The sequence below is a fragment of the uncultured Corynebacterium sp. genome, from assembly GCF_902489365.1.
Lineage (GTDB): Bacteria > Actinomycetota > Actinomycetes > Mycobacteriales > Mycobacteriaceae > Corynebacterium.
Map to the genome: position 1 here is coordinate 1 of NZ_CABTZR010000065.1, position 12,075 is coordinate 12,075.

Below are 12,075 nucleotides of genomic sequence, written 5' to 3' on the forward strand. Positions count from 1 at the left end.
ATTCGGTGGCGAGGCTCGCGGAGGTTACTCCCGCCGAGGTTCGCGCGGAATTCTCGGATCGTGAGCAGATCGTTGCCGCTATCCCGGACTATGCCTCCGAGCGCAAGGTCAAGTTTTTGGAGGAGACGCTCGACGCCGCTCCTGGCTACGCTGATCTTTTCACCAAGCTGACCACCTTCACGGAGGCCTATTACGAGTACGCCGAGCGCGAACCGGAGCTTTTTCGCTACCTGTTTGAGCAGAAGGGCTGCGTCTTTGAAGATGAGTGGCAGTCCCTCCTGCAGGGAAACAGATCGGGCAACCGCGCGCTGGATCTGATCTATGACAACATCGCGCTCATCGCGGACGATGCACAGCTTGAGGTCGGGCCGGACGTGTGCCCCCAGACCTTGGCAAAGTTGAGCGTTGCTAGCTGGGCCACCGTCCACGGCATGGCCCACTTGAGCGTCCTTGGCGTGCTGCGGCACCAGCATTCGGTGGTGCGGCGCTTCAACCTGCGCGAGGTGTGCAAGGCGCTCATTGGAACCCTGTTCATGACGGCCGAGACGTTGGAGCTTCCCGATCTGCGTCACCCGATGCAGGAGTACCGCGCACTGCTGAGCGGCTTCACGCCGGACCGGGACCTTTCCCTGGATATTACCGCCATCGAGGATCTGACAGAGCTTCCCGCGGAGCAGGCCCGCGCGGCCGTCGTGGAGCGCGCTATCCAGCTGGCGGCGTGGGTTGGCATGCAGTCGGTGACCATCGAGAACGTCGCCGAGTACTTCGGTGTTTCTGATGTTTTCGTCGCCTCTCTGGTGGATAATGACTTCGTTCTACGTGAAACCGTTGAGCAGGAGACCGACCGTGAACTCGCGGACAGCATCCTCTACCTCTTGGAGCGGCTGCCGGAAGGGGCTTCGGCCGTCGATAAGCTCCTGTGCGTAGCGGTGGCCTATTTTCATTACGCGGTGGAGCATCCAGAGCGCTACAGCGCCTGCATTGGTGCAGCGTCTGGCTCCGTGGTCCCGCTGAGTGAGGACGGCGAGGAACAGACGCAGATGAGCGAGTCCTTTGCGCTGCTGATGCGTTTTGCCCGTGAGGCCCTGCGGGAGGCCGGGCACGAGCCGGAAGACCGCCTGGTCTACATTAAGAACTTCATCCTGTGGGCCGGTGCTGACGGCATGTGTCACCTGGCCTCGGTGGGTGAATTCCGCAACATCGACCTCGACGAGAGGTGGTCGCTCTACTACTCCGTGGCGGCCGTCGTCTTAGCATCGTTTAAGTACGGCCTTCCCCAGGAAGTAGCAGCCGCTAACCCCTAGCCCTGTCGACTGACACCGCGGGCAACCCCTAGCAATCCGCGCCGCGCAGAAAGCCTCGCAACGCAACGTCTGCGTGTCTTCCCCGACATGCTGGAGGCATCTGACAAACGGCGTCTGGCAAAAGGCGCGCACCGTAGACTTGAGCGGACCATGCTCAACCCGGCGGGGGTGAAAGATCTAAAAAAGTTCTAGTTGAGTGGAACAGACTCAAGTTCTGTAGCGTTATAGACAGTGAAGCTACCTTCCCTGCTGTAGCCGCAGGGGGGTGGATAAACAGTAGAAACGGAGAAACACAACAATGAGTTCTTTTAACCCCACCACTAAAACTCAGGAGGCCCTGCAGCAAGCGCTGCAGACGGCCTCCGCCAACGGTAACCCGGACATCCGCCCGGCACACCTCTTAGCAGCCATCCTCGAGCAGAAGGACGGCATCGCCGCCCCGGTGCTCAAGGCCACCGGCGTGGACCCGGATACGGTTCTCAAGGAGGCGCGCCAGCTTATCGACGCCCTCCCCAAGGCCGAGGGTGCCAACATGGCGAACCCGAACTTCAACCGCGACGCCCTCAACGTCCTCACCCGCGCCCAGGAGCTGGCCGGTGAACTCGGCGATGAGTATGTTTCCACCGAGGTTCTGCTCGCAGCTATTGCAGGCTCCAAGTCTGATGCTGCTGAACTGTTGACCTCCCGCGGCGCTACCTATGACGCACTCAAGGGCGCTTTCCCCTCGGTGCGCGGTGCGGCCAAAGTGACCTCGGAGAACCCCGAGGAACAGTTCCAGGCCCTGGAGAAGTACGCCACGGACCTCACCGCCCGCGCCCGCGAGGGCAAGATTGACCCGGTGATTGGCCGCGATCAGGAGATCCGCCGCGTGGTCCAGGTTCTTAGCCGCCGCACCAAGAACAACCCGGTGCTCATCGGTGAGCCCGGCGTGGGTAAGACCGCCATCGTGGAGGGCCTGGCCCGCCGCATCGTGGCCGGTGACGTACCGGAATCCCTCAAGGGCAAGACACTGCTGAGCCTGGACCTTGGCTCCATGGTCGCCGGCGCGAAGTACCGCGGCGAGTTCGAGGAGCGCCTCAAGGCCGTCCTCGATGAGATCAAGGCTTCCGACGGGCAGATCATCACCTTCATCGATGAGCTGCACACCATCGTCGGCGCTGGCGCTACGGGCGAAGGCTCGATGGATGCTGGCAACATGATTAAGCCTATGCTGGCCCGCGGCGAGCTCCGCTTGGTTGGCGCCACCACCCTCGATGAGTACCGCAAGTACATCGAGAAGGACGCCGCCCTGGAGCGCCGCTTCCAGCAGGTCTACGCCGCCGAACCTTCTGTGGAGGACACCATCGGTATCCTCCGTGGCCTCAAGGAGCGCTACGAGGTGCACCACGGCGTGCGCATCCAGGACTCGGCCCTGGTGTCCGCCGCGGAGCTCTCGCACCGCTACATCACCAACCGCTTCCTGCCGGATAAGGCCATCGACCTAGTCGATGAGGCTGGCTCCCGCCTGCGCATGGAGATTGACTCCTCCCCGCAGGAGATTGATGAGCTGGAGCGCGTTGTGCGCCGCCTCGAGATTGAGGAGCTGGCCCTGAAGAAGGAGTCGGACGCAGCCTCGAAGGACCGCCTGACTGCACTTCAGCAGGAGCTGGCGGATGAGCGCGAAAAGCTCGGTGAGCTCAAGGCCCGCTGGGCCAATGAGAAGAAGGCCATCGATGATGTGCAGACCATCAAGGAACAACTCGAGGATCTGCGCCGTCAGGCAGAGATTGCGGAGCGCGATGGTGACCTAGCCCTGGCCTCCGAGATCAACTACGGCAAGATCCCGCCGCTGGAGAAGGACCTGGCTGCCGCCGAGGAGAAGGCCGCGCAGCAGCACAACACCATGCTTAGCGAGGAAGTCACCCCGGACACCATCGCGGAGGTCGTCTCCGCCTGGACCGGCATCCCGGCCGGCAAGATGCTGCAGGGAGAGACCGAGAAGCTGCTCAACATGGAGTCCGTGCTGGGGCAGCGTGTGGTGGGCCAGAAGGAGGCCGTCACCGCGGTCTCTGACGCCGTGCGCCGCGCCCGCGCCGGTGTGGCTGACCCGAACCGCCCGACCGGTTCCTTCCTCTTCCTGGGACCGACGGGCGTGGGCAAGACGGAGCTGGCGAAGGCTCTGGCGGACTTCCTCTTCGACGATGAATCCGCGATGGTTCGCATCGACATGTCCGAGTTCGGTGAGAAGCACTCCGTCGCCCGCCTTGTCGGTGCCCCTCCGGGATACGTGGGCTACGATGCCGGCGGCCAGCTCACGGAGGCGGTGCGTCGCCGCCCCTACACGCTGGTGCTTTTCGACGAAGTTGAGAAGGCCCACCCGGATGTCTTCGACGTGCTGCTCCAGGTGCTCGATGAGGGCCGCCTGACCGATGGGCAGGGCCGCACCGTGGATTTCCGCAACACGGTCATCATCCTGACCTCGAACCTGGGTGCCGGCGGTACCAAGGAGGAGGTCATGGAGGCCGTCAAGCGCAGCTTCAAGCCGGAGTTCATCAACCGTCTTGATGATGTGGTGATGTTTGAGCCGCTGACCTCGGATCTGCTCTCTGGCATCGTGGACATCCAGCTCAAGGGCTTGGCCGAGCGCCTGTCCGGCCGTCGCCTGACGCTGCAGGTCTCCGACGCAGCCAAGCTGTGGTTGGCCGAGCGAGGTTATGACCCGGCCTATGGTGCCCGCCCGTTGCGCCGCCTGATCCAGCAGGCCATCGGTGACCAGTTGGCCAAGAAGTTGCTGGCCGGTGACATCGTGGACGGCGATACCGTGCACGTTGACGTTGCCGACGGCGGCGAGCGCCTCGAGCTAGCTGCCCGCACCGCCTAAACCGCCGCCTAAGGCGCTTAAACCGGTGAGCACGATTAGCGCTCACCGCGCTCACCGCGCTCACCGGTCGCCACCACCCGCTCATGCCCCTATGATCTGGGGGCATGAGCATTTTGATCTCCCCTCACGAGCTGAGTGAGAAGATTTACCGCGGTGACAAGACAACCATCCTTGCCTCCCTCTGGGCTCCAGGGGAAGGCGAGGCCTTCAATCAGTTTTCCTCCCTCCACATTCCGACTGCCCAGTATGCCGACGCCGCCTCCGCCTTCGTGGGCCTGCCCGGCTCCAAGGCCGGGCGCAACCCCCTCCCAAAGCCCGAGAAGATTCAAGAGTGGATCGATCACTGGGGCCTGCGTGAGGATAGCGAAGTCGTGGTCTACGACGAGGGCCGCGGACTCTTTGCCGGCCGCGCGTGGTGGACACTGCGTTGGGCGGGCATCCGCAACGTCCGCATTCTCGACGGTGGCCTGTCCAACTGGCGCGCCCAGGCGATGCCCACGCTCACCGGCCCGGGCAACCTGGGCATGACCTCAAACCTTAAAGTGACGCCGGGGTCGATGCCCACGGTCACCATCGATGAGGTCAAGGAACACGAGGGCCTGCTTCTCGACGTTCGCACGCGCAACCGCTTCGCCGGCCGCCGCGAGAACCTCGACTTGAAGGCCGGCCACATCCCGGGCGCGGTTAATCTTCCGGAGCGCCTCTTCCACACGAAAGACATCACCGTGTGGAAGTCCAAGGAGGAGATCCTGGAGATCCTCGACGACCACGGCGTGACCAAGGAGAACGTGGACGGCGCCATCATCTACTCCGGCTCCGGCAACCACTCCGCACTCACCATCGCCGTGCTGGAGTACGTGGGCTTTACCGGCCTGCGCCACTTCGTGGGTGGCTGGTCACAGTGGGCAGCCAACCCGAAGAACCCAGTGGAGCGCGGCGACCGCGAGCACGTCTAGCGCCCGCACCCGCCGCCCAGTGGTGCGCGCCCAAACCTGTGCGTGACCAGCGCGTCAGCGCGGATCGGGCGCGCCGGGCGATTAGAGTCGATCAGTGATGCCTTTCGTACTCTTATCCCTCGCCGCCGTCGCGCTCGTGGCTGGTCTCATCGTGCTCTGGCTGGACCAGCGCCAGCGCGCCGCTTTCTCCGCCGGCGACCCCGCTGACAACGCCGCTGCCGATACAGCTACCGATGCAGCTGACGACGCTGCTACCGATACGGCTGACGACGCGGCAGTCGACGCCGAGCCGGTTGCCTCCACCCCGGAGCCCGAGCTCACCGCAGAGCCGGAACCCGTTGCCGAGCACAACGTCGAACCTTCCGACGAACCCGTTGCTGAGCCCAACGAGCCCGAAGAACCCGAAGAACTCACCGCAGAGCCGAACGAACTCACCGAACCGCAGGCTACAGCGCGCAGCTTTGCGGAGCGTGCAGAGCGCGCCAAGTACTTCGTGCCGGGCAGCGCCCGCCGCGAGCGCAAGGCCTTTGGCCAGCAGCGCGGCTGGGAGTACGCCAAGCATGATTCTTACCTGGCCGATGAGTGGAGCCGCGGCGCGGCCGCCCGCGGCCAGGAGCCCCGGGACATCGTGGCCGGAAACTTCCGCAACCACGAGACCCTCCTTTTCGATATAGGCACGATCCCGGTCATGGCCATGCGCACCGGCGCGGCCTCCGACATCGTGGTGGATTTCCGCCGGGCAGGGGAGACCGTGGACAACCCTTCTGAGGATCTCGTGTACGTGCGTGAGGAGGAAGGGTTTGAGGTCTTCGCCTCCGATGCCGGCGTGGGCCAGCGCCTTATCGATCCCCGCGTCAGTGCGGCGCTACACCGCCTACCCGCCGCCGTGACCGCCGTGTGGATGGAAGGGGAGTGGGTGCTTGCCCAAACCACCAAGCACGCCCGCAGCGCGGAGTGGGAAGAGCTGCTGGAACCGCTAGCCCTGCTGGCTGATGCCGCCCGCGTCCTTCCGCCGCGCTCTGAGGCAACGCAGGTCCTGCGCGTCGATGAACTCGACCCGAGCCGCGACATCCCGCAGCCCCCGCAGCCCGAACCTACCGGGCCCACTGCAGTCCCGGACCGCGATGATTCTCTCGACGCGCCCACCATCCAGCGCCCCACCGAACCGGTGGTCATGCCGAGCCGCAGCACCAGCGAGGCGCGCGGCACCATTGACCACTCCAGCCTGGGCGCGGATGAAGTGGATGCGATTGCCGATGGCCACGAACGCCCCACCCACGAAAACAATCAGGCCCGCCTGCCGCGCCGCTTCGACGGCGGCTCGTCCATCTTCGACTAGGTCCGCCAGCCCGCCGCCGCGGCTAGGCGCCGCAGCCGGGCACCAGCACTAGTCGCGGGCAACCGTGCGGGAAGAGGGTAAAATACAGGGCGGATTTTCACGGCTAGAAAGCCACAGACTTTAAGGAGCGAGCGATGAGCCTGGATCAGCAGAAGAAGCAACGTCTAGCAGAACTGGTGAAGGAGCTGGCCGTCGTCCACGGCAAGGTCACGTTGTCCTCCGGCAAGGAGGCCGACTACTACGTGGACCTGCGCCGCGCCACCCTGCAGCACGAGGCCTCGCGCCTGATCGGTTCGCTGCTGCGTGAGCTCACCGCCGACTGGGACTACGCCGCCGCTGGTGGCCTGACCATGGGCGCGGACCCGGTTGCGCTGTCCATCATGCACGCCGATGGCCGCGACATCGACGCCTTCGTCGTCCGCAAGGAAGCCAAGAAGCACGGTATGCAGCGCCAGATCGAAGGCTTCAACGTCGAAGGCCAGAAGGTGCTTGTCGTTGAGGACACCACCACGACCGGCAACTCGCCGCTGACCGCTGTGAAGGCTCTTCGTAAGGCAGGCGCCGAGGTCGTCGGCGTGGCCACCGTGGTGGATCGCAACACCGACGCTGGCGCAGCTATCGCCGCCGAGGGCTTGGAATACCGCTACCTGCTGGGCCTTGAGGATCTTGACCTTGCCTAAGCCCGAAGAAGAGGCGGAGGCCAAAGGTCCCACCGAGTGGAACGAGGGCCGTCACGGTGTTGGCCCGTGGGAAGGCCCGCTGCCCGAAGGGCCCGAAGCGGAGAAATACGATCCCGAGCTTCTCGCGGAGGGGGACCGCCGTAATGTCGTCGACGCCTACCGTTACTGGACACGCGAGGCGATCCGGGAGGATATCGACACGCGCCGACATGCCCTGCACATCGCTATCGAGAATTTCGAGAACGATGCCAACATCGGCACCGTGGTGCGTACCGCCAACGCCTTTGCCGTCGATACCGTCCACATCGTGGGACGCCGCCGCTGGAACCGGCGCGGGGCCATGGTCACCGACAGGTACCAACACCTCATGCACCACGCGGATGTTAATGAGTTGATGACGTGGGCGGCTGACCAAGACCTGACCGTCGTGGCCATCGATAACACCCCCGGGTGTGTTCCATTGGAGACTGCGGAGTTGCCCGAGCGCTGCCTGCTCCTCTTCGGGCAGGAGGGCCCGGGGGTTAGCCCGGAGGCCCAGGATGCAGCAGTAATGACCTGCTCCATCGCGCAATTTGGGTCTACTCGCTCCATCAACGCGGGCGTGGCCGCGGGCATTGCCATGCATGCATGGATTCGGCAGCATGCGGATTTATCAAAAGCTTGGTGAGATCCCGCGCACTGTGTTTACATCTAGGTGACAAATTCACATTATGAGAATGATGAGACAAAAGTGTTAGAGAAATGGTCCCACCGTGCTGACCTTGCGGAGACAGCCATCAATGAGCGCCACGCGCAAGCCGTGTGGGGCTTGCCCCGAACCAACCTTGCCGTGGTGAGTTGGCCACCCACCACCAAGGAGTCACTCTTCGTCCACTGGCATTACTGGTGGCAGGCACACTACCTGGACTGTCTTGTCGACGCCGCCCTGCGCAAGAACACCAAGGCGCGCCGCACACTCATCGCCAACACTATCCGCGGCGTCCACGTGCGCAATCTCCAGCCACTGACAAAGAACCGTTACTACGACGACAAGGCCTGGATGGCCCTGGCCATCGCCCGCGCTGGCGAGCTTAAAAAGATGCGCCCTCACAAGAAGCTGGGCAGCCTGCAGCACAACATCCGCGATGGCATCGATACCCAGGTGGGTGTGCTGCCGTGGCGTGAGGGCGAGACCTTCCTTAACGTCCCCTCGAACGGGCCGGGCGCTATCATGCTGGCTCGCATGGGCCGTGTTGAGGAAGCTCGCCACATCGTGGACTGGATCTATGACCATCTCATTGATGACGATGGCTTCGTCATGGACGGCATCCGCATGCGTATGGATGGGCAGGAAATCGTCCGCAACATCCACCCCTACTGCCAGGGCGTGGTGCTCGGCGCCTGCTTGGAAATCGTGCTGGCGCTGCGGGAAAAGAGCGGCCTGCGCTCCGTGGAAGACATCGACTCTGTCCACGAGGCCGAACTCGCTGCGGACATGATGGACTACACCACCCGCATCCGCGGCCTGGTCCAAGCGGTGGCTACGGGCATGGCGACGTACACGGGCGTCATCGATTGGCAGACTGGCGACGGCGACGGGGGCTTGTTCAAAGGCATCCTTGCTCGCTACCTGGCGGACGTAGCGGTGCGCTTGCCGGGCGATTCCCCGGCCAACCGCGCAACTAAGAAGCTGGCTGCCCGCCTCGTGACGGCCTCGGCGGAATCGGTGTGGGAACACCGCTTGGAGGTGGATGGCTTGCCCATCTTCGGCTCCGACTGGACCGCAGATGCGAAGCTGCCTCATAACTACGGTTTCGGCCCCTCATCACTGAGCCAGAAGATGGGCATTATCCGCGTGGCTGAGCGCGACTTGTCCGTTCAGTTGTCCGGTTGGATGTTGTTGGAGGCCTGCACCCGGATTGTGAAGTACAAGTCAGAGTCCAAGAAATAGCAGCGTTTCCCCAGATAGGCGGGGACTTACCGTCCCCGCGAAGCAGCGTTTAAGTGAGGTCACATCGCATCTCGCGGCGGAAAACCACAACAACAGGCATACTTGGATGTTGGAACGTGTTGTTTCGCTGGACGTGGGACGGCACGGCTTACTGCACAGCAACTCCAAAGGATGGAATTTCATGCCTATTGCAACCCCTGAGGTTTATAACCAGATGCTGGATACCGCCAAGAAGGGCGGCTTCGCATTCCCGGCAATTAACTGCACCTCCTCCGAAACCATCAACGCCGCACTCCGCGGCTTCGCCGAGGCTGAGTCCGACGGCATCATCCAGTTCTCCACCGGCGGCGCCGAGTTCGGTTCCGGCCTGTCCGTGAAGAACAAGGTTGCCGGCGCCAAGGCACTGGCTGCTTTCGCTCATGAGGCTGCTAAGCACTACGGCATTAACGTTGCGCTGCACACTGACCACTGCCAGAAGGAAGTTCTGGATGAGTACGTGCGCCCGCTGATCGCCTTCTCTCAGGAGCGCGTTGACCGCGGCGAGCTTCCGCTCTTCCAGTCCCACATGTGGGATGGCTCCGCTATCCCGATCGATGAGAACCTTGTGATCGCCCAGGAGCTTCTCGAAAAGGCCCATAACGCCAACATCATCCTCGAGGTTGAGATTGGCGTCGTCGGCGGCGAAGAGGACGGCGTTCAGGCCAAGGCCGGCGCTAACCTCTACACCTCCCCGGAGGACTTTGAGAAGACCGTCGACGCCCTCGGCACCGGCGAGAAGGGCCGCTACCTGCTGGCCGCCACCTTCGGCAACGTCCACGGCGTCTACAAGCCGGGCAACGTGAAGCTGCGCCCGGAGGTCCTGGATGAGGGCCAGAAGACCGCCGTGAAGAAGCTTGGCCTTGAGGAAGGCTCCCAGCCCTTCGACTTCGTCTTCCACGGTGGCTCCGGCTCCGAGAAGGAGAAGATCGAGGAGGCCCTGCGCTATGGCGTCATCAAGATGAACGTTGACACTGATACCCAGTACGCCTTCACCAACCCGGTTGCACGCCACATGTTCGCTAACTACGACGGCGTCTTCAAGATCGACGGCGAGGTAGGCAACAAGAAGGTCTACGACCCGCGCTCCTACCTTAAGAAGGCTGAGCAGGGTATGGCTGACCGCGTGGTTGAGGCCTGCCAGGACCTGCACTCCGTGGGCAAGACCGTTTCTAAGTAAACCAACGCCCAGCTGACGCTGGCCCCCACTGGTAGTCGAGCAACGTCGGCACAGTTCACTAAGCCACCCCTCACCCGCGAGGGGTGGCTTTTGTGTACCCAATCCCATAAGCAGAACGCGTAAAATACCGAAATCATGGAAGCGCAAGAGTCATCGTCGAATTCGTCACCGAGAGCCAAACGCGTCCGAAGGACTACCCGCGAGCAGCTGCGGTTGGTGGATAGATCTCTGAAGTCGCGCTTCACGCGCATTCGCAACCGCCTGGTGTTCATGATTCAGAGCACCCTCGGTGCCGGTTTGGCGTTCTACGTTGCGCATGACTTTTTCGGCCACGAGCAGCCCTTCTTTGCCCCGATGGCCGTCATCATCATCCTTGGTCTATCGGGCAGTGACCGCCTCAAGCGCGCCGTCGACATGTCGATCGGCGGCATCGTGGGCGTGCTGGTGGGCACGCTGCTTGTCGACGCCCTCGGGACCGGCCCCATCCACATGACCATCATCATCGGTCTGGCGCTGGTGATCGGATCCTTCGTCACGGGCTCGCAGCTGGTGAGCAATCAGATCGTCATCGCCGCCATCCTTATCGCCACCATTCTTCCACCGGAAGAAATGGGCGGCTTTTCCCGCGCCATTGACGCCATCATCGGCGCGGTCATCGGCCTCACGATGATCGTGCTAATTCCTTCCTCGCCCTTGCGCGCGGGCCGTTCGGAAGTCTCGAAGGTCCTGGGTATTACGGCCTCGGTTCTCTCCGATGTTTCCAAGGGCCTTGCGAACAATGATCCAACAACCATCCAGGAAGCACGCGATGCCGTGCGCGGCACGCAGGACGATATCAACAACATGCTCAACGCCACCAAGGGCGGTGCAGAGACCGCAAAGCTCTCGCCCTTCCTGTGGAGCTCGCAGCGCACCGTCCGCTCGCTGGAGCGCATCCTCACGCCGGTCGATAACGTGGTCCGCGGTACCCGCGTGCTGTCCCGCCGCGCCCTCGTTCTCGCCGAGGACGGCGACCAGGCCACAGCCGAGCAAGTGGGGCTTATCGACGAGCTAGCCGAAATCACGATGGAGCTCTCCGATCTCTATACCCACCAAACTGCGCATGAGCGCCGCGTGGATGAGGCGCATGCCATCCCGGAGATAGTCAAACGCCTACGTCAGTTGGCTGCGCGCTGTTCGATGGATGTCGCCGGCGAGGAAGCAGTGCTCTCCGCCTATGCTGTGCTGGCCCAGACCCGCTCCGTCATCGTGGACCTGCTCATGGTGTGCGGCATGTCGCGTGAGTCCGCTGTGGCGCAGCTGGTGCCCACCTCCAAGCACCCGGCCTACCCGCCGGAGGTGCGGGAAGAGGACTAAAGCTGAAAGGCTATGCCAAATGCCCACGCCTCAACTGCACAAAAACCGAGGTATGTGTGCGCTTTCAAGCGGCTTCGTAGGGAATACAGGGAGTGGTAGAGTCTTCCGCAGACCGCCTAGGTGCATTGCACAATGCGCATGCGGTGAGGATTCGGTTTCGAGCCTAGTGCCGAAAAGGTAATGCTGGCCGAATCCTCCTTTCGTTTTACATTCAACCCGAGAATCGTGCCCGCTTTCCCAGATAGTGGCGCTGCAGTTGAGGGCAGTTGTTCGAAGGCTGGGAAGTGAATTAGGGCCGCACTATCTGTAGGTCCCGCAGGTGACGGTAGAACGTCACTCGCTTGACCGGCCGCTTGGCGCGGACTCCATCGACGCTGACGCTTAGTGACGGCCCCCCGGCCTGCACCGCCCGGCCCTGTATGACGCTGGCGGGG

9 protein-coding genes are annotated in these 12,075 nt (G+C 63.0%); all 9 read left to right on the forward strand.

Annotated elements, in window-relative coordinates; translation table 11 throughout:
- Positions 1-1,304, forward strand: a 1,304-nt coding sequence (locus RDN59_RS09345; protein WP_308607600.1) for a TetR-like C-terminal domain-containing protein, incomplete at its 5' end; no start/stop codon positions are given.
- A gap of 298 nt (positions 1,305-1,602) precedes the next feature.
- On the forward strand, positions 1,603-4,164 hold the full coding sequence (gene clpB, locus RDN59_RS09350; RefSeq protein ID WP_308607601.1) for an ATP-dependent chaperone ClpB: 2,562 nt from the start codon (positions 1,603-1,605) through the stop codon (positions 4,162-4,164).
- Positions 4,165-4,268: 104 nt separating this feature from the next.
- Positions 4,269-5,120: a sulfurtransferase gene (locus RDN59_RS09355; protein ID WP_308607602.1), complete on the forward strand. Its 852-nt coding sequence runs from the start codon at positions 4,269-4,271 to the stop codon at positions 5,118-5,120.
- A gap of 97 nt (positions 5,121-5,217) precedes the next feature.
- Positions 5,218-6,459, forward strand: coding sequence for a hypothetical protein (locus RDN59_RS09360; protein ID WP_308607603.1), 1,242 nt, complete (start codon positions 5,218-5,220; stop codon positions 6,457-6,459).
- 134 nt (positions 6,460-6,593) lie between these two features.
- A complete protein-coding gene (pyrE, locus tag RDN59_RS09365; protein WP_010188690.1) occupies positions 6,594-7,139 on the forward strand; it encodes an orotate phosphoribosyltransferase in 546 nt (181 codons plus the stop codon).
- Positions 7,126-7,806 (forward strand): TrmH family RNA methyltransferase, encoded by a 681-nt coding sequence (locus tag RDN59_RS09370; protein WP_374044603.1) that lies wholly within the window; start codon positions 7,126-7,128, stop codon positions 7,804-7,806. The genes pyrE and RDN59_RS09370 overlap by 14 nt, the downstream gene beginning before the upstream one ends.
- A 63-nt stretch (positions 7,807-7,869) precedes the next feature.
- A complete protein-coding gene (locus RDN59_RS09375) occupies positions 7,870-9,069 on the forward strand; it encodes a glycoside hydrolase family 76 protein (RefSeq protein ID WP_308607605.1) in 1,200 nt (399 codons plus the stop codon).
- A gap of 181 nt (positions 9,070-9,250) precedes the next feature.
- Positions 9,251-10,285 (forward strand): class II fructose-bisphosphate aldolase, encoded by a 1,035-nt coding sequence (gene fbaA, locus RDN59_RS09380; protein ID WP_308607606.1) that lies wholly within the window; start codon positions 9,251-9,253, stop codon positions 10,283-10,285.
- A gap of 135 nt (positions 10,286-10,420) precedes the next feature.
- Complete coding sequence (locus RDN59_RS09385) at positions 10,421-11,641, forward strand: FUSC family protein (RefSeq protein WP_308607607.1); 1,221 nt, start codon at positions 10,421-10,423, stop codon at positions 11,639-11,641.
- The last annotated feature ends 434 nt before the right edge of the window (positions 11,642-12,075 follow it).

Coding starts and splice junctions, on each gene's coding strand:
- RDN59_RS09385 (WP_308607607.1), top strand. CDS start 10,421: ATGGAAGCGCAAGAGTCATCGTCGAATTCGTCACCGAGAGCCAAACGC.
- clpB (WP_308607601.1), top strand. CDS start 1,603: ATGAGTTCTTTTAACCCCACCACTAAAACTCAGGAGGCCCTGCAGCAA.
- RDN59_RS09360 (WP_308607603.1), top strand. CDS start 5,218: ATGCCTTTCGTACTCTTATCCCTCGCCGCCGTCGCGCTCGTGGCTGGT.
- RDN59_RS09355 (WP_308607602.1), top strand. CDS start 4,269: ATGAGCATTTTGATCTCCCCTCACGAGCTGAGTGAGAAGATTTACCGC.
- pyrE (WP_010188690.1), top strand. CDS start 6,594: ATGAGCCTGGATCAGCAGAAGAAGCAACGTCTAGCAGAACTGGTGAAG.
- fbaA (WP_308607606.1), top strand. CDS start 9,251: ATGCCTATTGCAACCCCTGAGGTTTATAACCAGATGCTGGATACCGCC.